A 24,090-nucleotide genomic window follows, 5' to 3' on the forward strand; every position below is an offset into this window, starting at 1 on the left:
CAAGGTCATCGGCGGCCACCTCACCGAGACCGACGAGGCCCGCGCGTTCCGCCGGGTCACCGCGGCCGAGGTCCGGGAACTCGCATCCGAGGCATTCGCGACCCGCGTTCTCGACGCAATGCGCCAGGATCACCCGTCGGCCATACGCCAACACGACGGGATCTACCTGATCGAAGCCCGAGAACATGTCGCCGGATCACTTCAAAAGCATGAATAATCGCTGGTCATACTGACGGGCATCCCGATCCGGGTGACCTGCACAGCAAGCATCCTGTTCACCGGGCTAGGGTCCTTCGCATGGCCACCCCCTCAGTCGTGGATCTCCAGCGTCAGGCACCCGATAGAAGCCAGTGGTGGCAATTGGTGCTCGTCCTCGGCCCCGTTACCGTGAGTGCCGTCCTGACGCTCTTCGCTGCGGCTTATCCCGGCGGTAACTACCTCCTGGCTCTCTTCGCCATCCCTGCATGGCTCTTGTCCGGCCTCATATGGATCTCGCTCCTCATGACCCGGGGCAGCAGCTACAGGCGTAGTCCATGGATCATCGCGACGCCACTCATCGGGGCACTCACACTCGCCCTGGCGAACTCTCAGCTTCCGATGCGGGCAGCTTTCTTGATCTCCGAACCCGCTCTCACCAGCTACGCGCAGTCGCTACCTGAACAGGAGCGTTCGTCATTCAGGCAGGAGCGTGTCGGCCTGTTCACCGTCGATACGGCGCAGCGCTGGAAGGGGGTCACACATCTTGGTGTCGCCAGTGCGGGTGGAATGCTCATCAAGTGCGGATTCGCTTATGTTCCGGACGGGCGTGTGGAGGATCTCGGCGTCTCCTCATTCGATCATGTGACTGGCGACTGGTATGCGACCTGCACCGACTACGACTGAGGCACTAGACGCGGAGTCATATCACAATCACTGCCGAATTGTTCTTATGGGTTATCAAGCGGCGGCGCGGCGCGCCGCCGCACGGCCCTCCGCCGTCCGGGCGTGCGGCGTGGGCGCCGGTCCCGAACGGCGGCGGGAATCGGCCCACCCGCCGCACCGGGGCCGCACCACCGCCCAGGTTGCATCAACCACCGGTTGCCACATCTACCTACACGGCCCTACGAACCAGGCAGCTTCATTTCCATAATTAGGGAAAGCTATGCCTCGTCCAACACCGTGTCATACGATCACCCGTTACGACGCCCCTCCAGTACCTAGAGAGATTGCTCACCGGGGAGACTTGGCCACTGTTTTCAGCAGGAATTGTTATCCCTCTGATACTGGCACTTCTGCATCGCTCACGTAAGGGCTCGTGGCCTACCATGCTGCGGACCACCAGCACCGCATTTCTGATCATCGGGTCTTGGAAGCTGTTGCGCTCAAGCTGGATCCTTACTGTTTACGGCGGTGTTCCCAAGTTCGTAGATCTCAATATCAAGGCTGCTGTAGGGCTGATAGTCGCAGCTGGTGTCTGCACTGTTATCGACTACCTCCGCAGAGAAGCGCCTCCGGCGAGGGCGCTTCGGCTCCGGGATGATCTTCAGGGGCAAGAGCCAGGTTCGTAGGTGGCTGGGGGCCGGATCTTCCCGTCGCCGTCGTCCCAGGGCAAGCCGAGCAGACCGGGGCCAGGGGTCAAGGGTGTTCGTCCGGTGGGGCGCTCCACCTTGACCTCTGGCCCCGCCCCGCTCCCCGGAGGGTGGGGCGACGGCGACGGGAAGATCCGGCGGGGGAGGTGTGTGCGTCCGCACGGGGCGTTCAGGCCGTGCCCGTTGCGTGCCCCGTCAGGAGGGTCGCCAAGGGGGAATCACGGGGACTCACGGGCAAGGCGAGACCGCCTCTGACCTGGAACGCAGCTGGTCACAGGGGCGCGTACCGAGATCTTGTGAACTTGTAGGTCAGGGGTTCGATTCCCCTCGTCGGCTCGCATGCGAAAGGCCAGGTCAACCGATATTCGGTGACCTGGCCTTTCGCTGTTCAGCCGAACTTTATGATTTTTCCGTGCCCGTCGCGTGCCCAATGGTCGTCTGCCGACGCCTTTTTGAACGCCCGCCCAGGAGCCTGGGCGACGGCCCTGTCGCGAAAAGAACAGGCGTGACGTATGTGCCGGGGCGGGTTCCGGCCTGATGGATGAGCCGGGCGTTCCAGAGAGGCGGTGGCGACACATTCCGCCGGGAACTTGTGCGTTCTGCGCTGATACGACTACTGTAAGTGAAAAGATCTTGGGTGTCCCCGTGTGCCGGGCGGTGGGGTTTCCGGGCGGGCTGTGACCGTCGAGGCTGACTGGGGGTGCGGTGGCTGGGCGGCTTCGGCGGGTGGTCGTCGCGCTTCTGGTGGCAGGAGGCGTGACGGCGGCGGTTGAGCCGGGGGCTTCCGGAGCGCCGGCCCCGGTTCCGGACTTCTCGCTGACGGTGAGCCCGCCACGACTGGTCGTCACCCCGGAGGAGATCGACGAGCCTCAGTCGTTCCAGGTGGCCAACAGGGGACGAGCGCCCGTCGACGTGGTCGTCGACAGGGTGGGCTTCGCCATGGACGAGTCCGGGAAGGTGCTCTTCGAGCGTGACGCGCCCCGCTCGGCCGCCGGCTGGCTCAAGGTGAGGCCGGCGAGCTTCCGTCTCGCCCCCGGCGCGGAGCGGGGCGTCACCGTACTGATCGACCCTCCGCCCGAGCCCGAGCACGGCGAGCACCAGGTGGCCCTGCTCTTCGTGGCCCCGGCAGGGGCCGGTGAGGGCAACATCAAGCTGAACCGGGCGATCGGAACGCCGATCTACATCACGGTTCCGGGGCCGATCGACACGTCCGTGCGCCTTGGCGACCTGCGCACCTCCGGCGCCTTCTCGACGGGCGGCCCCGTCGACCTCACCATCACCGTCGACAATCTCGGGACCGTTCACCGTGACTTCCTCGGCCCCGGTGCGCTGAAGGTGGAGGTGAACGGGTACGAGGTGCCGTTTCCCGACTTCACCCTGCTCAGGGGAGACAGCAGGGACGTCACCGTCAGATGGGCGGATCCGCCGTTCATGTGTCTCTGCCACGCGACGGTGTCGGTCTCCGGGACCGGCGGGACATCCCGGCGGAGCGCGACTTTCGTCATCCTCCCTCTGCGCCTCTTCGGGGCGCTGGTCGTGGTGGCGCTCGTGCTGTACGTCATCGCCTGGCTGCCGCGCCGCCGTCGGGTTCGGGCTCTCGGGGCGGATCAGGCCCCGAACGGACATACCAACCGCGATCGAGACGACCTCGACCGGGCCGACAGCGGGGTTTGAGAGTGCGGCGCGTCTGAGCCGGTTAGGCAGTGGGTTTCCTGTCGATGGTGGGAGAACCAGTTGTTTCTCGCCGAATTCGGCCTTCGCCGGGAGCAGGTCGGAGAGGCAACCCTGTGGATTTGCCCCGCACGGGTGGCCCCTCGTCACATACTGAGACGCTAGATAAGCGGAAAGTAACCGACGAGGGGCACGGCGGTGGGGGTAACGACTCTTCAGCGAGTCCGCACGGGGCGGGGCGGCTGCGATATCACCAGGGAGGAGGCGATCCGGTCCGACGTCGACGTCACCGTGATCGTCCCCCTGCACAACTGTCGGCCCTATCTCGACAGGTGCCTGACCTCGCTGCTGATCCAGCGGGTCGCCCTGGAGGTGGTGGTCGTCGACGACGGTTCCACCGACGGCGGTGCCGCGCTGCTCGACCTGTACGCCTCCTGCCACCGCGGTGTGATCCGCGTCGTCCGGCAGAAGGCATCCGGCGGCGCGGGGCGCCCGCGCAACGTCGGACTCTCCCACGCGCGCGGCAGGTACGTCTTCTTCTGCGACGCGGACGACTACCTCGGCCCCCAGGCGCTGGAGCGGATGCTCGCGATGGCCGACCGCAACGGCTCGGACATCGTGCTCGGGAAGATCGTCGGTCATGACCGCAAGGTGCCGGTCTCGATGTTCAAGGAGAACGCCGAGCGGGTGCCGCTCGGTGACAGCGCGGTCTACAACAGCCTGAGCTGCTTCAAGTTGTTCCGCAGGGAGATGCTGGAGCGGCACGCCATCCGTTTCGACGAGACGCTTCTGGTCGGCGAGGACGTCGTCTTCACCACCCACGCCTACTGCCACGCGAACGTGATCTCGGTGGTCGCCGACTACGACTGCTACCACCTGGTCGCCCGGCCCGACGGCACCAGCATCATGCAGCGGCAGGGGAGCCGCGACCCGGTCTCCTGGCTGCGGATGATCAGGCGGCCGATCGAGTTGATGCTCGCCCACGTACGGCCGGGAGACCTCCGCGACCACCTCCTGCGGCGGCACTTCCGGATGGACGCCTTCGGCAACCTCGGCAGGCCCTTCCTGGACGCCGGGGAGGTCGAGCGCAAGGAGATCGCCGCCGAGGTGGCCGACATGTGCGAGCGGTGGCTGACCGACGGGGTCCGTGACCGGCTCCCCGCGATCGACCGGAGCAGGATCGCCGCACTGGAGGACATCGATCGCCTGGTGCGGCTGGCGCACATCGAGTCGGCCTCGGTCCGCAGGGAGCTCACCGCGCTCCGCTGGGAGCGGGAGGGAAGGCTGGCGATCTCCGGCAAGGTGGCGCTGAGCACACTGGAGCGATACGACCGCCCGGAGATCGTTGGCGGCGACCTCGCCCTGGTGCTGCGGCGCCGGCACGCGGGCACCGGCCCCTGCGACGAGGTCGTGGTCCCGGCGACGGGCGACTGCGCGGAGTTCACCGGGGTCGTCGACGTCACCGGCCTGTCCTCCGGCATCTGGGATGTTCACGTGGCCGTCGCCTTCGAGGGCGTTCCCCGGCTCGCCCGTCTGGGCTTCGACCGGGACGGACTGACCGCGCTTCCGGTGCCGCCCGCGCCGCGAGTGGTCGGCGACGTCGTCGCCCTGCCGTACTTCACCCGCCCCTACGGCAACCTCAGCCTTGACATCGGCGGCCACGTGGTCGCGGTGCCGGGCAGCGCCCGGCTGGTACGCGCCCGCTGGGCGGCGGGGCACCGGCTGGTGCTGCACGGTGAGGTCACCGTGGGCACCGCCGCTCCGGCGGCGGACGCGGTGCGTCATCTGGTCTGGCGGGAGCGTGAGTCGAGCCGGGAGCGGCGTGAGCCGGTCACGGTCGGAGAGGACGGCACGTTCACGGCCTGGCAGGCGATGGGCCGGCTGGGGCCCGGCACCTGGGACGCCTACCTGGAGATGGACCTGGGCGGGCCGCCCGCGCGCTTCAGGATCGAGGCGGTGCCCGAGATGATCGAGCAGCCGCGTACCTGGTGGCGCGGCGCGACCCGGTGGAGCGTCAGGCCCTACGCCACGGCGGGCAAGGGGCGGCTCAGCACCGTGGTCCGCACCCTCGGCCCCCGGACCTTCGTCAGACGCATCGTGTGTTGACGGCGCGGTAGCGCCGCGAACCCCGGTGGCAGGCGGAAGTCACCAGACCTTCGTCGGGCGTTAATGCCAATATCTTGCAAGTACAAGCCCATGGCCTAAAGTGGAGCCAAATCCGCGCTTCGGAGGCTTGTCGTGCACGTACCCGATGGCTTTTTCAACGCGGCGGTGTCGCTGTCGGCGGGGGTGGTCGCGGCTGCGGGCGTGGCCGTCTGCCTGCGCGGCGCCCGCCGTGAACTCGACGACCGCACCGCCCCCATGGCGGGCCTGGTCGCCGCCTTCGTGTTCGCCGTCCAGATGCTCAACTTCCCGGTCGCCGCGGGTACGAGCGGCCACCTCCTTGGTGGTGCGCTCGCCGCGATACTCGTCGGCCCGTACACGGCGGTGCTGTGCGTGGCGGTGGTCCTCCTCGTACAGGGGTTTTTCTTCGCCGACGGCGGCCTGACCGCGCTGGGCGTCAACATCACGCTGATGGGCGTCGTCGCCGTACTGGTCGGGTGGGGCGTCTTCCGTCTGATCACCCGGAGCCTGCGGGGCCGGGGAGCCGTGGTGGCGGCCTCGTTCGTCGCGGCACTGGTCTCGGTGCCCGCCACGGCGCTGGCTTTCACCCTGCTGTTCTGGCTCGGCGGCACCGCGCCCGTCGAGATCGGCACGGTCGCCGCGGCCATGGGCGGCGTGCACCTGCTCATCGGTATCGGGGAAGGCCTGATCACCGCGGTGACCGTCAGCACCGTCCTGGCGATCCGGCCCGACCTGGTGTACGGCGCCAGGGAACTCGCCGCGCCGCTGGTCCTGCGCGGCGCGGGCGGCGACGTGACGGTCACGTCGGAGTCTCCGGCGCCCACGGCGCCGGTCGCCGCGCGCCGTCCCGGCTGGTTCCTGCCCGCCGGTATCGCGGTGGCGGCGCTGCTGGCGGGCGTGGTCAGCTTCTACGCCTCCTCCTCGCCCGACGGTCTGGAGCGCGTCGCCGAGGACAAGGGCTTCAGCGGGCAGGCGGCCGACCACTCACTGGGTGAGCAGCCGCTCGCCGACTACGGGGACGTGGGCGGCATCCCGGTGGGGGTGGCCGGTCTGATCGGCGTCGGGGTGACCCTCGCCGTCGGCGGCGGGTTGTTCTTCACGGTGCGCCGCCGTGACGAGGGCTCCGGGCGCGGCGAGGACAGCGGCAGGAAGGTCTCCGTCTAGTGGGGGCGGGTCACCACCATCGGCTTCACCGGCCGGGCGACACGCTCGTGCACCGGCTGCCCCCCCAGTGCAAACTGGCGGCGGTGGCCGGGTTCGCCCTGGTGGTGGTCGCCACCCCGCGTGAGTGGTTCTGGGCCTTCGGCCTGTACGCCGTGCTCCTGGCCGCCGTCGCGGTGGCCGCGCGAGTCCCGGCGGGATTCCTGCTGCGGCGGATGGTGGTCGAGGTGCCGTTCGTGGTGTTCGCGCTGGCCATCCCGTTCATCGGAATCGGCGAGCGGGTGACGTTCATGGGACTCTCGCTCAGCGTCGCCGGCCTGTGGGCCGCCTGGAACATCCTGGCCAAGGCGACCCTGGGCGTGGTCGCGAGCGTGCTGCTCGCGGCCACCACCGAGCCACGGCTGATACTGCTGGGCGCCCAGCGCCTGAGGCTGCCGCCGATGCTGGTACAGATCGCCATGTTCATGCTCCGCTACCTGGACGTGATCCTGGAGGAGATGCGCCGGATGCGGGTGGCGCGGGAGTCACGCGGGTTCGTGGCCAGGGACGTGCGGCACATCCCGGTGATCGCCAGATCGGCGGGGGCGCTGTTCATCCGCTCGTACGAGCGGGGTGAGCGGGTGCACCTGGCCATGCTCAGCCGGGGCTACACCGGCTCGATGCCGGTCATCCAGGATCTGTCCGCCGCGTCGCGGCAGTGGCTGGTCGCCGGTATGTTGCCAGGTGCGGCGCTTGCCGTGCTGCTTGGGAGCTGGGGGGTCGCATGACCGCGCCGCCTTCGTTGGAGGTGAGCCGCCTGGCGTACGCGTACCCGGACGGTACGCAGGCGCTGTTCGGCGTGGACTTCCGCGTGGAGCGCGGTGAGCGGGTCGCGCTGCTCGGGCCGAACGGCGCGGGCAAGACCACACTGGTGATGCACCTCAACGGCATCCTGACCGCCGGCCACGGCACGGTGGCGGTGGCGGGGTTGCCGGTCGGGAAGGGATCGCTCAAGGAGATCCGCAGGCGGGTCGGGCTGGTCTTCCAGGACCCCGACGACCAGCTCTTCATGCCGAGCGTCCGCGAGGACGTGGCCTTCGGCCCGGCCAACCTGGGCGTCACGGGCGAGGAGCTGGAGCGCCGGGTCAAGGACGCGCTGGAGCGCGTGGGCATGCTGGAGACGATCGACCGGCCGCCGCACCACCTGTCCTTCGGCCAGCGCCGCCGGGTCGCGGTGGCGACGGTGCTGGCCATGGAGCCGGAGATTCTGGTGCTCGACGAGCCGTCGTCGAACCTGGACCCGGCCTCCAGGCGAGAGCTCGCCGAGATTCTCAGGGGGCTCGACGTGACGGTCCTGATGGTCACCCACGACCTGCCCTACGCGCTGGAGCTGTGTGAGCGTTCGCTCATTCTCTCCGGGGGCGTCATTGCCGCGGACGGGCCGACCCGTAAGATTCTCGCCGATGCCGACCTGCTCGCCGACCACCGGCTCGAACTGCCCTACGGTTTCGCGGCCTCGTGATCCCGGAGAATCCGGGCTGCGATTCCCTGTGAAGAATCACACACGACCTCGTGTGCTGTGGTGGCGAAGTAAAGTGGGTCTGCCCTGGGCGCGAGGAGGACTGATGAAGCTACGGCTGGCCCGCCGCGCGGTCGGCGACGCCGTGGTGGTGGCTGTCGAGGGCGAACTCGACCTGTTCACCGCTCCCTTCCTGCGAGACGAGGTCCGTGACGCGATCAAACTGGACGGTTCGCGACTGGTTCTCGACCTCACAGACCTGTCCTTCATGGACTCCAGCGGGTTGTCGGTGCTGATCGAGGCGTGGCGGCTGGCCACGAGCGGTGGCGGTGGGGTCTGCCTGGCGGCTCCCCAGGCGCCGGTGGCCCGGATCCTCCGCACGACGGGGCTCGACCGGCGGATCAAGGTCTATCCCGATGTGAGCACTGCGATCGGAGAGATCTAGGCTCCATCCCGCGGACTTTGACCGGCCGCGGTAGGCAGGGGTCAGGGCCTGGCATCGGAGAGATTTAACCCACCCCGAGTAGAACTTCATTCGGTCCGCGGGTTAAAGTCCGCTCATGGACTTGAACGGAGCAGCAGCAATCATCTCGGGCGGCGCCAGCGGCCTCGGCGAGGCCACGGCCCGCGACCTCGCCGCGCACGGTGTCACCGTCGTCATCGCCGACCTCAACGAGGAGCGCGGCAAGCCCCTTGCCGACGAGCTCGGCGGCGTCTTCGTCAAGACCGACGTGTCGGACGAGGCGCAGGTGCAGGCGGCCGTGGACGCGGCCGTGGCGACCGGCAAGCCGCTGCGCGTCGTGGTGAACAGCGCGGGCATCGGCTGGGCCAGCCGGACCGTGGGTCGCGACGGCTCGCCCCATGACCTGGCCTCCTATCGCAAGGTCATCGAGGTCAACCTGATCGGCACCTTCAACCTCATGCGCATCGGTGCCGCGGCGATCGCGAAGACGGAGCCGGTCGACGCGGACGGCCAGCGCGGAGTGGTGATCAACACCGCCTCGGTGGCGGCGCTGGAGGGGCAGACCGGCCAGGTCGCCTACTCGGCGTCCAAGGGCGGCATCGTCGGCATGACCCTCCCGGCCGCACGCGACCTCGGTGCCATCGGTGTGCGTGTCAACACCATCTGCCCGGGCATCATCGACACCCCGATCTACGGCTTCTCGCCCAACGCCGATGAGTTCAAGGCCAAGCTCGTGGCCCCGGTGGTCTTCCCCAAGCGCATGGGACTGGCCTCGGAGTTCGCGCACCTGGTCCGCTCGCTGATCGAGAACGACTACATGAACGCCGAGACGATCCGTTTCGACGGCGGCATCCGCTTCCAGCCCAAGTAGGAGTCATCCGGTGTCTGACGAGGTTCTGGTCGAAGTGGACGACGGCGTGGCCGTCATCACGATCAACCGGCCCAAGGCCAGGAACGCCATCAACGGCACGGTCGCCAGGGGCGTCGCCGCCGCGCTGGACGAGCTGGAGGAGCGCAAGGACGTGGCCGCCTACGTCCTTACCGGCGCCGGTGGCACGTTCTGCTCGGGTATGGACCTGAAAGGTTTCCTGAGCGGGGACTTCCCGGTCGTGGAGGGCAGGGGATTCGGCGGGGTGGCCGAGACGCCGCCGAAGAAGCCGCTCATCGCCGCCGTCGAGGGTTACGCCCTGGCCGGAGGCTGCGAGCTGGCGCTGGCCTGCGACATCATCATCGCCTCCGAGGAGGCCAAGTTCGGGCTGCCCGAACCCAAACGGGGTCTGGTCGCGGGGGCGGGTGGCGTGATGCGGCTGCCGCGTCGCATTCCGTACCACATCGCCATGGAGATCGCCCTGACCGGCGACCACTTCCCGGCCTCCCGGCTGTACGAGGTCGGCCTGGTCAACCACATCACACCGGTGGGTGAGGCGCTGGCCAAGGCCGTCGAGCTCGCGAAGAGGATCGCGGCCAACGCCCCGATGGCGCTCGCCGCGACCAAACGCGTGATCGTCGAGTCCGCGGACTGGAGCCTCGACGAGATGTTCAGGAAGCAGGGCGAGATCATCAACCCGGTGTTCGGTTCCAAGGACGCCATGGAGGGCGCGGCGGCCTTCGCCGAGAAGCGTGCCCCCCAGTGGAAGGGTGAGTAGTCCCCCTTCGGATTCCGGAGGGGGTTCGCGGGTCGGGTGTGATCGATGGATCACACCCGGCGCGTTCATGGCCGGGAGTGCGTACGGTAAAGGTGTGGGCAGGTGTGGCGGGGGCACTTGACATCCACGACACCGCTCCAAGGCCAGGAGAGTGAATGAACGACTACGCGACCGGGATGACCCCCACCGGCCGATCCTCCGGCGACCTCCTGAAGCGCAGGGCGGGAAACCTGGCAGCGGGTGCGCTGGGCGCCGCGATCATCAACGTCCTCCTGGTCAGCGTCATGTGGGTGGTCGAGGTCGTCGACTACGTGCTGCCGGGTGAGGGAACGCTCGACGCCTACGGAATCCAGTCCTGGGTCCCGGAGAGTCTGGGCGGCATCCTCCTCGCCCCCTTTCTGCACGGCGGCTTCGGCCACCTGATGGCCAACTCGCTGCCCCTGCTGATCCTCGGCTTCCTCGCCGCGCTGCGGGGGATCGGCCGCTTCCTGGCCGCCAGCCTGATCATCGTTCTGGTCAGTGGGCTGGGCATCTGGTTCGTCAACGAGCCGAGGGTTCTCACGGTCGGTGCCAGCGGCCTGGTCTTCGGTTACTTCGGCTTCGTCGTCGCCCGAGGCCTGTTCGACCGCCGCGCCCTCGACATCGTGATCGGTGTCGGCGTGGCGATCACCTATTACTCGATCATCTGGGGGGTGCTCCCCGGAGAGCAGGGCATCTCCTGGCAGGGGCACCTGTTCGGCCTGATCGGTGGCGTCATCGCGGCCTGGGTGCTGCGCCGCAAGCGCCGCCGGGATGTCTCTCCCGCCTACTGAGGCTCTCGCCCCGGTCGCCGCACGTCGTCGCCGTCCCTCCTGCCCGTCGGGGTCCCGCCGTACGCCGTCCTTCGCGCCGCGGGCTTGCCGTCGCCCGGCCGGCTCTTGGTGTTTCGCCCAGGGATAGGTGCTGTACGGGGCTGTAAGGGTTGTGTAGGGCCTTTGTGGCGCTGCGGGAATATTCGGGGTCGATGGGTGATGTGCGCGCTCCAGGGGCGAATAGCGGCGATCTGGAGTGCGATCAGTTAAGAGGGTCGACATTCACCAGCTATGGCCGCATCGATGGATTTAAGTAACAATATGACCAAATTTCATGTGTGACCCTGCCTGGCTGCGTGCCCGTACATGTTCTCCAGGGCCATCCGCTGCTGGGCGCGACCCTCGAAAGGTGGCCGCGGGTGAACCTGGGATCCCTGGAACGCGCGATCATGGACGTGCTGTGGGGCTGCAAGCAACCACTGCTGGTCCGCCAGGTGCAGGACATGCTGAACCAGGACGCGGAACGGAGCCTGGCCTACACCACGGTGCAGACCGTCGCCGAGCGTCTCGTCAGGAAGGGCCTGCTGGAGAGGGCACCCGTGCGCAACGCCTTCCGCTACACCGCCAGCCGCTCCCGGGATGAGCATGTGGCGGGGCTGATGCTCGCGGCCCTGGCGGGCAGCCCGGACCGGGCCCCCGTGCTCTCGCGGTTCGCGGAGGGGGTGGATCCGGACGACGCCCTGCGTCTGCTGCACGAACTGGCCCGGCGCGCGGGGGAGCAGGCGTTCACTCCGAGCGCGGGCGGGCCTCCGGGCGCCCTGCCCTAGGTTCCCGCGCGGGACCGGAGATCTCACCGGACGAATCCTGGCGGTGCCCGCTGCCATCGGGCTCGGCACCGCCAGGGAGCGGGACTACAGGCGCTCGACCACGTAGTCGACGCAGGTGGTCAGGGCCTCGACGTCGTCGGGGTCGATGGCCGGGAACATCGCGACGCGCAACTGGTTGCGACCGAGCTTGCGGTAGGGCTCGGTGTCGACGATGCCGTTGGCGCGCAGGACCTTGGCGATCGCGGAGGCGTCGACGTCATCGGAGAAGTCGATCGTGCCGACCACGTTGGAGCGGAACTCCGGACCCGCGAACGGGGTGGTATAGGAGGTCTTCTCCGCCCAGGTGTAGAGGCGCCGGGCCGACTCGGCGCTGCGAGCGGTCGTCCAGGCCAGGCCGCCGTTGCCGTTCATCCACTCGATCTGCTCGGCGAGCAGGAAGAGCGTGGCGACCGCCGGGGTGTTGTACGTCTGGTCCTTGGAGGAGTTGTCGATGGCCACCGGCAGGCTGAAGAAGTCGGGGACGTAGCGCCCGCTTGACGCGATCTCGTCGACCCTGGCCAGCGCGGCCGGGGACATCAGGGCGATCCAGAGGCCGCCGTCGGAGGCGAAGCTCTTCTGCGGGGCGAAGTAGTAGACGTCGAACTCGCTCGCCTCGACCGGCAGGCCGCCGGCGCCGGAGGTGGCGTCGACGAGCACGAGCGAACCCTCCTCGCCCACCCGCCTGATCGGCATCGCGACGCCGGTCGAGGTCTCGTTGTGGGTGAGCGCGTAGACGTCGACGCCCTCCTCCAGCCTGGCCTCGGGGTGGCTGCCGACGTCCGACTTGATCACGGTCGGGTCGCCCAGCCACGGGGCCTTGGCCGCCACGGAGGCGAACTTGGAGGAGAACTCGCCGAAGTTCAGGTGCTGCGACCTGTCGCGGATCAGCCCGAAGGCGGCGATGTCCCAGAACGCGGTGGTGCCGCCGTTGCCCAGGACGACCTCGTACCCCTCGGGGAGGGAGAACAACTCGGACAGTCCCGCGCGGACGCGCCCGACGAGCGACTTCACCGGCTTCTGGCGGTGAGAGGTGCCTAGGAGGCTGGAACCGGAGGCGGCGAGAGCCGAGAGCTGCTCGGGGCGCACCTTCGAGGGCCCGCAGCCGAAACGGCCGTCGGCGGGCTTGATGTCAGAGGGAATCACGATGTCAGCCACATGACCAGCCTACTGAGCCCGCGGATCGATCCAGGACGAGGTCCGGATTTTGAGACGAGACGTGGGATGGTTTTGAGCCGGGTGAGGTGATCGCGGGGGCCGGAAACCGGATGACGGCCGGTGGGAGAGCGGGGCGCGAGGTTTCGAGGAGCCGGGAACGGCAACGGCAACGGCTGTCGCGTGAGACGTCCACGCGACAGCCGTACAGGACGGGAATTCGGCAGGATCAGAAGGAGCCGACGGCCTCGGCGGCACCGGGGACGTCGTGGACCGAGCGCTGGGGGGGACCTACGTAGTCGGCGCTGGGGCGGACAAGCCTGCCCGTGCGCTTCTGCTCCAGGATGTGCGCGGCCCAGCCCGCGGTGCGGGCGCAGGTGAACATGGAGGTGAACATGGATGACGGAACCTGGGCGAAGTCCAGGATGACCGCCGCCCAGTACTCGACGTTGGTGGCGAGCACCCGGTCGGGCTTGCGGGCGTGCAGTTCCTCCAGCGCGGCCTTCTCCAGCGCCGCGGCGACCTCGTAACGCGGTGCGTCGAGTTCCTTGGCGGTGCGGCGGAGCACTCGTGCCCGGGGGTCCTCGGCACGGTAGACGCGATGACCGAAGCCCATCAGACGCTGGCCCTTGTCGAGCTCCGACTGCACGTACTTCTTGGCGTCGCCGACCTGCTCGACACCCTCGATCATGTGCAGCACGCGCGCGGGCGCACCACCGTGGAGCGGGCCGGACATGGCGCCGACCGCACCGCTCAGCGCCGCGGCGACATCGGCTCCGGTGGAGGCGATGACCCGGGCGGTGAAGGTGGAGGCGTTCATGCCGTGCTCGGCGGCGGAGGTCCAGTAGGCGTCGATGGCCTTGACGTGCCTGGGGTCGGGGTCGCCCTGCCAGCGGATCATGAACCGCTCGACGATGCTCTGGCCCTTGTCGACCTCGCTCTGGGGGACCATCGGCTTCCCGAGACCGCGCGAGGACTGGGCGACGAAGCTCAGGGCCGTGACGCTGGCCTGCGCCAGGTTGGCGCGGGCCTCCTTGTCGTCGATGTCGAGCAGCGGCTTGAAACCGTACGCGGGGGCCAGCATGGCCAGCGCGCTCTGCACGTCGACGCGGATGTCACCGGAGTGGACAGGAATGGGGTAGGGCTCGGCCGGGGACAGACCCGGCTCGAACTCGTTGTCGACGAGCAGGCCCCACACGTTCCCGAAGGGGACGCGACCGACCAGCTCTTCGATGTCAACGCCCCGATAGCGGAGGGCGCCCCCTTCTTTGTCCGGTTCCGCGATCTCAGTCTCGAAAGCTACTACGCCTTCGAGCCCGGGTTTGAAGTCGGACATTTTCGGCCGCCTCCCTTTCTTGAAGTCAAAGCCTTGATGTCGAGATACCGGCGGGTCATATTCAACCCCCTGAGCCGGGGCAGCCTGCCGCCGGACCCTCCAAAGCGGGATCGCCGCAGGTGGGGGGCGCTGAGCGGGTTTCCGGCTCGGCACGGGAGAATACCTTCCCGTGGATGCCGCATCGCGACCGCCCTCGATGGCGGGACTTCGTCGCACGTACCAGGGACTGCCTCTCCTTGAGGAGGACCTCGCACCCGATCCCGTGTCGCAGTTCGCCGCCTGGTTCGGCGACGCCGTGGACGCCGGGCTTCCCGAGCCGAACGCGACAGTGCTGGCGACCGCCTCGGCGGGTGGCCGGCCGACGGCCAGGACCGTACTGCTCAAGGGGTACGACGAGAACGGGTTCGTCTTCTACACCAACTACGAGTCGCGCAAGGGGCGTGACCTGGCGGAGAACCCGAGGGCCGCCCTGCTGTTCCCCTGGCACTCCATCCGCCGCCAGGTACGGGTGGAGGGGGCGGTGGTACGGCTGCCGCGCGAGGAGTCGGCCGCCTACTTCAGGTCCCGGCCCTACGGGTCGCGGATCGGCGCCTGGGCGTCGAGGCAGTCCGCGGTCGTGCACTCCAGGGACGAGTTGGACGCCCGCTACGAGGAGCTGTCGGAGCGTTGGCCGGAGGATCCGCCGACCCCGGACTTCTGGGGTGGACTGCGTGTGGTGCCGGCCGAGGTGGAGTTCTGGCAGGGCCGCACAGACCGTATGCACGACCGCCTCCGTTACCGGCGTTCCGGCACCGGTTGGATCATCGAGCGTCTGGCTCCGTGACACCCTGCTCCCTCTTTACTGATATATCCACATATGTCCGGTAGAGAGGGAGTGGTGTGGGGTTCGGAAATTTCGTCCGCAGGCACGCGGCCGACACACGCCCGCTCGGCATCCCCGCCTACCGGCGACTCTGGGCCGGCCAGGGTGTGTCGTTCATCGGCTTCCAGCTCACCTCGGTGGCCGTCAGCGCCCAGATCTACGACATCACGGGGTCGTCCTTCTGGGTCGGCATGCTCGGCCCAGCCAACCTGATCCCCCTGGTCGTCTTCGGGCTCTGGGGCGGCGCGGTCGCCGATGCCGTCGACCGGCGCAGGCTCCTCATCATCGGTGCGCTGATCGCCTGGTCGGGGACGCTCGCGCTCCTGGTCCAGGCGGCCCTCGGGTCGACGAGCGTCGGCCTGTTGCTGGCCACCGTGGCCCTGCACGCGACAGGTTTCGCCATCACGGGCCCGACCAGGGGGGCCATCATCCCCAGGCTGGTCCCGGCCGACCTGATCCCGGCGGCCAACACCCTCAACTTCCTGGTGAGCGGCCTCGGCACCGTCATCGGGCCGCTGATCGGCGGGGTCGTGCTCGCGCAGAGCGGTTTCGCCGCCGCCTACCTGATCGACGCGCTGCTGTTCGGCGCGGGCTTCCACGCCGCGGTGAGACTGCCGAGACTCGAACCGGTCGGCGAGGTGACGCGCCCGGACCTGCGGTCGGTCGTGGACGGCCTGCGTTACGTCTGCGGGCACCCGGTGGTGCTGATGTCGTTTGTCGTCGATCTCATCGCCATGGCGTTCGCACTGCCCAGGGCGCTGTTCCCGGAGGTCGTGGCCGAGAGGTTCGGCGGATCGCTGGTCGCCTTCGGGTGGCTGTCGGCCAGCATCGCCATCGGCTCGGTGCTCGGCGGGGTGTTGTCGGGCTGGGTGGGGCGGGTCCGGCGTCAGGGAATGGCGCTCACGTACGTGATCGCCGCCTGGGGGCTCACCGTCGCCGCGGCCGGACTCGCGGACCAGTTGTGGCTGATGGTCGCGCTGCTCGCGTTCGGCGGGGCCGCCGACCTGGTCTCCGCGGTGTGGCGCCAGACGATCCTGCAGACCCACGCACCCGACGACATGCGCGGGAGGATGCAGGGCGTCTTCATGGTGGTGGTCGCGGGAGGCCCCAGACTGGGGGACCTCCGAGCCGGGGCCACCGCCTCCTGGTTCGGGGCCACGGGGGCCTGGGTGGGCGGTGGGATCGCCTGCGCGGTGGCCGTGGTCGCGGTGGGGCTGACCGTCCCGGCCTTCAGAAAATATCAACCGGTCGTGAGTAGTGTTTGAGCAGCTAGGGAAGGATTCGGCGGCCCCCGGTGTTGCTGTCCTTTGCCATCACGAGCCGTTCTCCCAATAGGGTCGTGTCTTCGAACTTCCAAGGTCCCGCGCCGCCCTCCCGGGAACACCGCGCGATGGACGTAGCATCGAGAGAGGACGGGAGGAACCTTGACCGCACATGGCCTGATCGACACAACGGAGATGTACCTTCGTACGATCTTCGAGCTGGAGGAGGAGGGCATCGTCCCCCTGCGCGCGCGCATCGCGGAGCGGCTCCAGCAGAGTGGTCCCACAGTCAGCCAGACGGTCGCCAGGATGGAACGCGACGGGCTGGTTCGCGTCGAGGGCGACCGGCATCTGACCATGACCGAGCTGGGGCGCACTCTCGCGACCCGGGTCATGCGCAAGCACCGTCTCGCCGAGTGCCTGCTCACTCAGGTCATCGGCCTGCCATGGGAGGACGTGCACATCGAGGCGTGCCGCTGGGAGCACGTCATGTCCGAATCGGTGGAGGCCAGGCTGGTCAGCCTGCTCAACAACCCCACCGAGGACCCGCACGGCAATCCGATCCCCGGCCTGGAGGAACTCGGTGTCTCGGGCCTTCCCGACGGGCGGTCGGAGTCGCTGCCGTCGATGGCCGCGATGGCCGGACCCAGAGATATACCCGTTGTCGTGCGGCGAATTAGTGAACAAGTGCAAAGCGATCCGGCTGTGATGCTTAAACTCAAGCAAGTTGGGATACAACCCGGACGCGAGGTAACGCTCGCGGTGAGCGACGACGGTGTGCGGGTGACAGGTGACGACGAGGCGGACAATTTTCTTGCGGATCTCCCGCGAGAGGTTGCCGCGCACGTTTTCGTCTCCACACGCTGACCGAGGCCCCTTAGCTCGGTTGGATCCCGTTCGGGAGTCCCTCCGCTCCCAGGCCGAGACTGCAGGAGCAACCGTGGTTCGCTATGCACACACCCGCCCACGAGGGGCGGTCACCGGATGAAGCGGTGGGGGGATGTTTCCCAAGATGCCGCTGATCACCTTACGGCTGGTTCCGTCCTAGATCATGCTGAGATGGCGGTGGTGGTCACCGACAGGTTCAGCAACCTGCTCTACTGGAACCCTTTCGCGGAAAGGCTTTTCGGGCGCCCGGGCACGTCGGGACCACGTGATCAGTCTCTCTCCCTGGGCATCATGGAGAAGGACCACCCGCTGGCCGTCGAGCTCTCCAAACACGTCCTCAAGGGGGGTGTCTGGGAGGGCACGTTCGACGTCAGGCGCGGCGACGGGACGATCATCTACGTACGGGCCCAGGCCGTGCCGCTGCGCCACCCCTCGGGAGCGGTGACGGGCATCGTCATCACCGCTCGCGAGGCGATGCGCAGCAACGAGCGGGAGAAGGACCGCTTCGGCCTGCTGGAGCGGATCGGCGAGCGTCTCGCCGGATCGCTCTACGTCGAGGAGACGCTCAAGCGCGTCGCCGAGATGCTCGTCCCGCAGTTCGCCGACCACTGCTTCATCGAGCTGATGGAGGAGGGGCGGCTGACCCGCAGGGTCTCCACACACGTCCAGGGGTGGAGCCCGCCGCCCAACACCTGGGCACCGATCGGGGCGGAGATCCGCTATCCGGCGGGACACTACGCCGACATCGCGCTGCGCCGCCAGGAGACGATCCTGGTCGAGGACTTCTCCCAGACCAACTACCCCAGCCCCGGCGAGGCCAACACCCGCCTGGCCGCCGAGATCGGCATGACCTCGGCCATCGTGGCGCCGCTCTGCGTACGAGGTGAGACCCTCGGGCTGATGTACCTGGGGCTGTCCAACCTGACCGACCGGCGTAGCCCGCACTACGACGCCTTCGACCGCGACTTCGTAGGGGCGATCGCCACCAGGGTCGCCCTCGCCGTCGACAACGCGCTGCTGTTCGAGGAGGAACGGCACACGGCGGAGTCCTTCCAGAAGCACCTTCTTCCCCGCGCGCTGCCGCAGCTCGACGGGCTGGAGATCGCGGTCCGCTACTTTCCCGCCGCTCCCCTGGCCAGCCACGGACAGGGCATCCAGACCCAGGTCGGCGGTGACTGGTACGACGTCATCCCGCTCTCGGCGGGCCGGGTCGGCATCGTCATCGGCGACGTCGAGGGCCGGGGCGCCAAGGCCGCGGCGGTCATGGGACAGCTGCGGGCGGCGCTGCGGGCCTTCGCCCAGGACGACAAACCGCCCGCGGAGATTCTCGCCAGGCTCGACGAGTGGACGCGCATCATCGCCACCCCCGAGCAGGACGAGAGCGGCGCCGACATCAGCATCCCGCCCATCGTCACCTGCCAGTATCTGGTGTACGACGCCTGGTCGCGGCAGCTGTCGTTCGCCAACGCCGGTCACGCCCCCCCACTGCTGCTCATCGGCGACACCTGCACCGAACTCGACATTCGCGAGGTCGGCCAGCCGCTGGGAGTCCGGGCCAAGGGCATGCACGCGGACCTGGTCTACAAGGAGGAGACGCGGACACTGCCCCCCGGGGCCGCGCTGCTCCTCTACACCGACGGGCTCGTCGACCGCCGCCCCATCCGCGACGCGGACGGCAGGCCGCCCAACGTCGAGGAGGCGCTGGGGCAGCTCTGCGAGAGGCTCATCGAGATCAGCGACACCTCCGTCGAGCGCATCGCCGACGCCGCCACCGTCGCGGTGCCCGGCGAGATCGACGATGACATGGCCATTCTCGTGCTCAGGTCCGCCTCCGAGGACCTGGCCGTCGAGGAGCGCACCTTCCCGGCCCAGCCGATCATGGTCGGTGAGGCGCGCCGGATGGCCTCGGAGGCGTTCGTCGGCTGGAACGTCCCCGAGGAGCGCGCCGAGCTCGCCTGCCTGCTGGTCTCCGAGGTCGTCACCAACGTCGTGCTGCACGCCGCCAGCGCCAGCATCCCGCGCAGGGAGCTGACAATGGACGGTCCTCCGCTGTCGTTCGACGAGTCCTGGGACATCCCCGGCTTCGAAGACGAGATCGTCAACGAGAAGGAGTTCACCCTCCGGCTGCGCCGGGGCGGAGAGTCCGTCTGGGTCGAGGTCTTCGACCAGGACCTCCGGCTGCCGCGCATCCGCAGCGCGGGGGAGAACGACGAGGGGGGACGGGGTCTCTATCTCGTCGACCAGCTCGCCAAGCGCTGGGGCTCCCGCCCCACCAAGGAAGGAAAGGCCGTCTGGTTCGAGATCCCCACCAGGTCGCGCTGAACGACACATGGCAGAGCTGGAACAACTATCCGATCGGTGGTTGACTCGGGACATGGAGCTGGCGTTCGAACGGCGTGGGACGGGCTCGCCCCTGGTCCTGCTACACGGCATCGGGCATCACTGGCAGGCATGGTTGCCGGTGCTCGACCGGCTCGCCGCCGAGCGAGACGTGATCGCCGTCGACTTTCCCGGCTTCGGCGTCTCACCGCCGTTGCCGTCTGGCACGCCGTACACGGCGGAGAGCCTGGCGGACGCGATCGAGTCCTTCTTCGGGGTGCTCGGCCTGCGCGAACCGCATGTGGCGGGAAACTCCCTGGGCGGTTACGTCGCTCTCGAACTGGCCGCGCGCGCCGCGGTCCGCTCGGCCACCGCGCTCTCTCCCGCCGGGTTCTGGAACCGTAGCGAGCTCGCGTACGCGCGAGCCGTCCTGCGGGTCAACAGGGCCGGCGCATGTTCCCTTTCCCCCGAATGGGCGCTGGCCCTCGCGGAGGACCCGCTGAGCCGCGCTCTCTCCATGAGTCTGCTGGTCGCCCATCCCACCAGGCTCTCCCCGGAGGCGCAGCTCGCCGCCATTCAGGCGCTCAAGGACGCCTCGGGGTTCGACGAGACGCTCGCCTCGTTCGCGGGACTGATGCCTCCCGCGCCGCCGAAGGTGCCGGTCACGATCGCCTGGGGCGAGCACGACAGGCTGCTTTTGCGCCGGCAGGCGGTAAGGGCCGCCAAATGGTCGGGGCACCGGGTGAAACTGCTCAAGGGGTGCGGGCATGTGCCGATGACCGACGATCCCGAGCTGGTCGCGAGGGTGCTGCTGGAGGCGTCCGCCTAGCGGAACGACTGTCCCCAGATGGCCAGCATCGCGATGACGAACACCACCATGACACCGGCGTACGCGACAGGGCCGAGCCGGAAGGCGCGCCGTACCCGGTTCAGGCCCCAGGCGAACAGGAACGCCAGGAAGATCAGCAGAATCAGCCCGCTGTCCATCGTCACCCCCTCGGGGAAGTCTCCGTTGACCAGTATGCGTCGACGGAGCCGCCTCCGTGGCGGGTAAACGCGATCCGGAACCCGTGAGATCGTTACGTTTCGTGAACAGGACATCGAAGGTAACGCGTGCCCTGCTGATGGCAGCCCTGGCCGTAGGTCTCTCCGCGTGTTCGGGTGCGGACGGTACGTCCGGCGCGTCGGCGACCGCGACCGCCACCGTGACCGCCTCCGCTGCTCCGTCTCCCGAGGTCTCCGAGGTTCCGTCGCCTCCCGTCTCCGCCTCGCCGACGGCGCTTTCCGAGCAGCCTCCCACGCCGTTGCCGTCGGTGAGCGTGCCGGGAGGCCGGGGCGTCGACGACACGGTACGGGGGCAGATCGCCCTGCGAGGAGCGGGCGCGATCACGGTGACCACCACAAGTGACCAGGGGGTGAAAGCCCTCCTGTCGCCCTACACGGTCGTGCTCGACACACAAGGTCTGATCTGCACGGAGGGGAAGGCCCCGCGCAGCTGCTCCGTGGAGCAACTACGGAAGGCTCTCGGCAAGGGCGACGTCCTCCTCGCCAAAGTGACGATCAAGGATGGGTTGGCCGTCCAGATCCAGGAGATCACCCGGGGGTGACGGCACCGGCGGGCCTCCACCCGGGAGAACCGCCGCCCTCGCGGCGGTTCTCCCGGGTGGAGGCCGGGCCGGGTCAGAAGCCGAAGGAGCGGCCGATGATCTCTTTCATGATCTCGGTGGTGCCGCCGTAGATGGTCTGGACACGGCTGTCGACCCAGGCCTTGGCCACGGGGTACTCCATCATGTAGCCGTAGCCGCCGTGCAGCTGCAGGCAACGGTCGATGACCTTGGTCTGCAGCTCCGTGGTCCACCACTTCGCCTTGGCGGCGTCCACCGCGGTGAGTTCCCCGGCGTTGAGTGTCCGGATGCATTTGTCCACGTAGTGGCGGGCGATCTCCACCTCGGTGTCCAGCTCCGCCAGAACGAACCTGGTGTTCTGGAAGCTGCCGATGTTGCGGCCGAAGGCCGTGCGGCTCTTGCAGTACTCGATGGTCGTCCGCAGAACCGTCTCCGCCGCCGCCACCGCCATCACTGCGATCGACAGGCGCTCCTGCGGCAGGTTGGCCATGAGCTGGAAGAAGCCCTGCCCCTCCTGTGGACCCAGCAGGTTGGCCGCGGGGACCCGGACGTTGTCGAAGAACAGCTCCGCCGTGTCCTGGGCGTGCATGCCGATCTTCTCCAGGTTACGGCCCCGGGTGAAGCCCTCCATGCCCCGTTCGACGACCAGCAGCGAGATCCCCCGGGCGCCCGCCTCCGGGTCGGTCTTCGCGACCGCGACGACCAGGTCGGAGTTGATGCCGTTGGTGATGAAGGTCTTCTGGCCGTTGACCACGTAGTGGTCGCCCTCGCGCACAGCGGTCGTTCTGATGCCCTGCAGGTCGCTGCCCGCGCCGGGCTCGCTCATCGCGACCGCCGTGATGAGCTCACCACTGGCGAACCCGGGCAGCCAGCGCGCCTTCTGCTCGTCGTTGGTGAGGTCCACGAAGTACGGCGCCATGACGTCGTTGTGCAGCGAGAACCCCAGACCGGACGCGCCTGTCGCGATGACCTCCTCGGAGATCACGGCGTTGTAGCGGAAGTCGGTGATCCCCGCCCCGCCGAACTCCTCGGGTACCCCGAAGCCGAACATGCCGATCTCTCCGGCCTTCTTCCACACCTCGCGAGGGACGATGCCGTCCTTCTCCCACTGGGCATGATGGGGCGCCACCTCGCGGGCCAGGAACTCACGTACTGTCTCTCGGAAGAGCTGGTGCTCCTCTTCGAAGAGGTCTCGCTGCATTGTGTGCCTCCTAGGGATCCGTGACACAGAATACGATTCTGTTACTCCGGGGTACACCCGGCTGGGGATCGCAAGTACGGCTTGTGGTGGTTTGTGGATTTACATCCAGATCACAAGTGCGCCACGGTCTCCGTACGTACCCGATTTCTCGCTGCGCCGAAGACGGTTGAAACCGTACGATCTACCCTTGGTGCGCTATGGCTATGCCTGTTGGCGGCGGCCTTTGTGATCGGAGTATGTAGTGGTTCGGTGGCGATCTGGGCTCCGTAGATCTCTCGCGGTTTCAGCCCTGTGCCTTGTCGGCGGCGCGCTGGTCGCGCTGCCCTCCGAAGCGGCCGACGCCGGCAACGTCGAACTCGTGGTCGACTACGCGTGCACCGGAGGGGTCGCGCTGAACAACAGCACGGTCAACCTCCGGACGAAGGTGTCGATCCCCACGACGCTCACGGTCGGCGAGCCGCTCAGCATCGGCTGGAAGCTCGGCTACAAGCAGGATCCGGCCCGGTTCGGCTCGCCGGACTACTTCGCCCCCGGGGGCAAGGTTCTGGTCACCGGGAACGTCCAGATCTCCGGCAGCTGGGTCGGCGTCCTGCAGCCGAAGGGAAGTCTGGACCAGCCCAACCAGCTCCAGCCGGGCAGCATTCTGCGGCTTCCCGAGGGGATCTCCGATGCCGCTCACACCGCCAATGCCGGGACGCTCAAGGTCAGCCCCAGGAAGTTGTTCGTGGACTTCATACCGCCGGCCAGCGAGGTCATGGTCAACGACGACGATCCTCGGGTGCAGTACGAGACGGGTTACTGGGAGGACCTGAACGACCAGCCGCTGAACAACAACGACTACCACCATGACATCCGCCGCACGGTAGACGGGGGCGCTACGGCCTCCCTCCAGTTCACCGGCACCGGGATCGAGTACGTGGCCCAGCGCGACTACCGTGCGGGCAAGGTCAAGTTCTACATCGACGGCCAACTCGCCACGCCGGCCTCCGTTGACGCCTCGAAGCTGCCCAACGGGACGCCGTCGAACGACGCCAACAAGGGCGGGCTGACGCTGTGGAGGTTCCTCGGCCTCGATTACGGCAAGCACCTTATCCAGGTCGTGAACGAAGAGCACGGCAAGTGGGCGCAGCTCGACGCCTTCCGGGTGATCACCAGGGAACTGCAGCACCCGCCGAACGAGTACCGGGCCACCTGTTCGCTCGTCAGCGCGCCGGTCTCGGTGGACGTCACGATCTCCGAGGCGGGCGGGTCACAGTCACCCGACCCGACGGGCACGGGGACCGGGTCGCCGAGCCCCACGGTCACGCCAACGACTCCGACCGCCACTCCCACCAACACCCACACCAGTACCTCGACCCCCACTCACACCGGCACGACGACTCCTCCGGTGACCGGGGTCAACGGCACGACCACCTCGACGCCCAAGCCGACCCTGACCGTGACCGCCACCGTCACCCCCACCCGGCCCACACCGACCGCGCCGCAGGTGATCATCACGCCCAGTGGCGGGGCACAGACCGGTGAGGCGCCGCAGGGGAGCTCCGGCCTGGGGCTTCTCGGCGCGGGAACGGCGATGGTGACCGGCAGCGCGCTGGGCGGCGTGGCCTTGATGAGACGGCGGGCGGCACACGCGCGCGGCCAGCGGGACAGCTGAAGG

Annotated in this window: 22 protein-coding genes and 1 pseudogene; 19 read left to right on the forward strand and 4 right to left on the reverse strand. The window is 68.3% G+C overall.

What is annotated here, in order from left to right; all coding sequences use genetic code 11:
- The 12 genes and pseudogenes from IG98_RS52140 to IG98_RS0137755 form a co-directional block, all read left to right on the forward strand.
- A pseudogene (locus IG98_RS52140) lies at window positions 1-217 on the forward strand (hypothetical protein); the annotation flags it as partial.
- Window positions 218-297: 80 nt separating this feature from the next.
- Entirely contained in the window at window positions 298-882 is a 585-nt protein-coding gene (locus tag IG98_RS0137705) for a hypothetical protein (protein WP_157594751.1), read from the forward strand.
- A gap of 1,442 nt (window positions 883-2,324) precedes the next feature.
- Window positions 2,325-3,242 (forward strand): COG1470 family protein, encoded by a 918-nt coding sequence (locus IG98_RS0137710; protein WP_157594752.1) that lies wholly within the window; start codon window positions 2,325-2,327, stop codon window positions 3,240-3,242.
- A gap of 195 nt (window positions 3,243-3,437) precedes the next feature.
- The gene (locus IG98_RS47780; RefSeq protein ID WP_051753457.1) at window positions 3,438-5,345 is read left to right on the forward strand and encodes a glycosyltransferase family 2 protein; all 1,908 of its coding nucleotides are present in this window, start codon (window positions 3,438-3,440) and stop codon (window positions 5,343-5,345) included.
- A 132-nt stretch (window positions 5,346-5,477) separates the two neighbouring features.
- Window positions 5,478-6,527, forward strand: a complete 1,050-nt coding sequence (locus IG98_RS0137720; RefSeq protein WP_030923869.1) for an energy-coupling factor ABC transporter permease — start codon at window positions 5,478-5,480, stop codon at window positions 6,525-6,527.
- Between the two features lie 47 nt (window positions 6,528-6,574).
- The gene (cbiQ, locus tag IG98_RS0137725; RefSeq protein ID WP_342666879.1) at window positions 6,575-7,291 is read left to right on the forward strand and encodes a cobalt ECF transporter T component CbiQ; all 717 of its coding nucleotides are present in this window, start codon (window positions 6,575-6,577) and stop codon (window positions 7,289-7,291) included.
- Entirely contained in the window at window positions 7,288-8,025 is a 738-nt protein-coding gene (locus IG98_RS0137730; RefSeq protein WP_030923875.1) for an energy-coupling factor ABC transporter ATP-binding protein, read from the forward strand. Before cbiQ ends, IG98_RS0137730 begins: the two co-directional genes overlap by 4 nt.
- Window positions 8,026-8,128: 103 nt before the next feature.
- Window positions 8,129-8,467 (forward strand): STAS domain-containing protein, encoded by a 339-nt coding sequence (locus IG98_RS0137735; RefSeq protein ID WP_030923878.1) that lies wholly within the window; start codon window positions 8,129-8,131, stop codon window positions 8,465-8,467.
- A 115-nt stretch (window positions 8,468-8,582) separates the two neighbouring features.
- A complete protein-coding gene (locus IG98_RS0137740) occupies window positions 8,583-9,356 on the forward strand; it encodes an SDR family oxidoreductase (protein WP_030923880.1) in 774 nt (257 codons plus the stop codon).
- A gap of 10 nt (window positions 9,357-9,366) precedes the next feature.
- Window positions 9,367-10,131 carry a crotonase/enoyl-CoA hydratase family protein gene (locus tag IG98_RS0137745; protein WP_030923883.1) on the forward strand — a complete coding sequence of 255 codons (765 nt, stop codon included), beginning with the start codon at window positions 9,367-9,369 and terminating at the stop codon, window positions 10,129-10,131.
- Window positions 10,132-10,286: 155 nt separating this feature from the next.
- Window positions 10,287-10,943: a rhomboid family intramembrane serine protease gene (locus IG98_RS0137750; RefSeq protein ID WP_030923885.1), complete on the forward strand. Its 657-nt coding sequence runs from the start codon at window positions 10,287-10,289 to the stop codon at window positions 10,941-10,943.
- Window positions 10,944-11,341: 398 nt separating this feature from the next.
- Complete coding sequence (locus tag IG98_RS0137755) at window positions 11,342-11,749, forward strand: BlaI/MecI/CopY family transcriptional regulator (protein ID WP_030923888.1); 408 nt, start codon at window positions 11,342-11,344, stop codon at window positions 11,747-11,749.
- 84 nt (window positions 11,750-11,833) lie between these two features.
- Here IG98_RS0137755 and serC read toward each other — a convergent pair whose 3' ends face one another.
- Together serC and IG98_RS0137765 are read right to left on the reverse strand one after the other, a co-directional pair.
- Window positions 11,834-12,943 (reverse strand): phosphoserine transaminase, encoded by a 1,110-nt coding sequence (serC, locus tag IG98_RS0137760; RefSeq protein ID WP_030923892.1) that lies wholly within the window; start codon window positions 12,941-12,943, stop codon window positions 11,834-11,836.
- Window positions 12,944-13,169: 226 nt separating this feature from the next.
- Window positions 13,170-14,276 (reverse strand): citrate synthase 2, encoded by a 1,107-nt coding sequence (locus IG98_RS0137765; protein WP_030923895.1) that lies wholly within the window; start codon window positions 14,274-14,276, stop codon window positions 13,170-13,172.
- 169 nt (window positions 14,277-14,445) lie between these two features.
- On the opposite strand from IG98_RS0137765, the gene pdxH reads away from it, so the two are divergent.
- From pdxH to IG98_RS0137790, 5 genes are all read left to right on the forward strand, one after another.
- Window positions 14,446-15,099, forward strand: a complete 654-nt coding sequence (gene pdxH, locus IG98_RS0137770) for a pyridoxamine 5'-phosphate oxidase (RefSeq protein ID WP_030923899.1) — start codon at window positions 14,446-14,448, stop codon at window positions 15,097-15,099.
- A gap of 56 nt (window positions 15,100-15,155) precedes the next feature.
- Window positions 15,156-16,403 (forward strand): MFS transporter, encoded by a 1,248-nt coding sequence (locus IG98_RS0137775; protein ID WP_030923902.1) that lies wholly within the window; start codon window positions 15,156-15,158, stop codon window positions 16,401-16,403.
- A 159-nt stretch (window positions 16,404-16,562) separates the two neighbouring features.
- Window positions 16,563-17,267: an iron-dependent transcriptional repressor DtxR gene (locus tag IG98_RS0137780; protein WP_030923905.1), complete on the forward strand. Its 705-nt coding sequence runs from the start codon at window positions 16,563-16,565 to the stop codon at window positions 17,265-17,267.
- Between the two features lie 117 nt (window positions 17,268-17,384).
- Window positions 17,385-19,610 carry an ATP-binding SpoIIE family protein phosphatase gene (locus IG98_RS0137785; RefSeq protein ID WP_030923908.1) on the forward strand — a complete coding sequence of 742 codons (2,226 nt, stop codon included), beginning with the start codon at window positions 17,385-17,387 and terminating at the stop codon, window positions 19,608-19,610.
- 52 nt (window positions 19,611-19,662) lie between these two features.
- Window positions 19,663-20,436, forward strand: coding sequence for an alpha/beta fold hydrolase (locus IG98_RS0137790; RefSeq protein WP_030923910.1), 774 nt, complete (start codon window positions 19,663-19,665; stop codon window positions 20,434-20,436).
- On the opposite strand, the gene IG98_RS52145 is transcribed toward IG98_RS0137790, so the two are convergent.
- A complete protein-coding gene (locus IG98_RS52145; protein ID WP_169750261.1) occupies window positions 20,433-20,594 on the reverse strand; it encodes a hypothetical protein in 162 nt (53 codons plus the stop codon). The two genes, IG98_RS0137790 and IG98_RS52145, sit on opposite strands and share 4 nt — an antisense overlap.
- Window positions 20,595-20,695: 101 nt before the next feature.
- Here IG98_RS52145 and IG98_RS0137800 point away from each other — a divergent pair, with 101 nt between their 5' ends.
- The gene (locus IG98_RS0137800) at window positions 20,696-21,214 is read left to right on the forward strand and encodes a hypothetical protein (RefSeq protein WP_157594753.1); all 519 of its coding nucleotides are present in this window, start codon (window positions 20,696-20,698) and stop codon (window positions 21,212-21,214) included.
- A gap of 73 nt (window positions 21,215-21,287) precedes the next feature.
- Here the strand turns inward: IG98_RS0137800 and IG98_RS0137805 are convergent, their stop codons facing one another.
- Entirely contained in the window at window positions 21,288-22,433 is a 1,146-nt protein-coding gene (locus tag IG98_RS0137805) for an acyl-CoA dehydrogenase family protein (protein WP_030923915.1), read from the reverse strand.
- A 241-nt stretch (window positions 22,434-22,674) separates the two neighbouring features.
- Between IG98_RS0137805 and IG98_RS0137810 the strand changes: the two genes are divergently transcribed.
- Complete coding sequence (locus tag IG98_RS0137810; RefSeq protein WP_157594754.1) at window positions 22,675-24,087, forward strand: hypothetical protein; 1,413 nt, start codon at window positions 22,675-22,677, stop codon at window positions 24,085-24,087.
- Window positions 24,088-24,090: the final 3 nt, after the last annotated feature.

Source organism: Streptosporangium amethystogenes (assembly GCF_000721075.1).
GTDB lineage: Bacteria > Actinomycetota > Actinomycetes > Streptosporangiales > Streptosporangiaceae > Streptosporangium > Streptosporangium amethystogenes.

Bases quoted from the DNA above. Each gene is read 5' to 3' on its own strand.
- IG98_RS0137705 (WP_157594751.1), top strand. From the start codon at position 298: ATGGCCACCCCCTCAGTCGTGGATCTCCAGCGTCAGGCACCCGATAGA.
- IG98_RS0137730 (WP_030923875.1), top strand. From the start codon at position 7,288: ATGACCGCGCCGCCTTCGTTGGAGGTGAGCCGCCTGGCGTACGCGTAC.
- IG98_RS0137735 (WP_030923878.1), top strand. From the start codon at position 8,129: ATGAAGCTACGGCTGGCCCGCCGCGCGGTCGGCGACGCCGTGGTGGTG.
- IG98_RS0137740 (WP_030923880.1), top strand. From the start codon at position 8,583: ATGGACTTGAACGGAGCAGCAGCAATCATCTCGGGCGGCGCCAGCGGC.
- IG98_RS0137750 (WP_030923885.1), top strand. From the start codon at position 10,287: ATGAACGACTACGCGACCGGGATGACCCCCACCGGCCGATCCTCCGGC.
- IG98_RS0137765 (WP_030923895.1), bottom strand. From the start codon at position 14,276: ATGTCCGACTTCAAACCCGGGCTCGAAGGCGTAGTAGCTTTCGAGACT.
- IG98_RS0137785 (WP_030923908.1), top strand. From the start codon at position 17,385: ATGAAGCGGTGGGGGGATGTTTCCCAAGATGCCGCTGATCACCTTACG.
- IG98_RS0137790 (WP_030923910.1), top strand. From the start codon at position 19,663: ATGGAGCTGGCGTTCGAACGGCGTGGGACGGGCTCGCCCCTGGTCCTG.
- IG98_RS52145 (WP_169750261.1), bottom strand. From the start codon at position 20,594: ATGGACAGCGGGCTGATTCTGCTGATCTTCCTGGCGTTCCTGTTCGCC.
- IG98_RS0137805 (WP_030923915.1), bottom strand. From the start codon at position 22,433: ATGCAGCGAGACCTCTTCGAAGAGGAGCACCAGCTCTTCCGAGAGACA.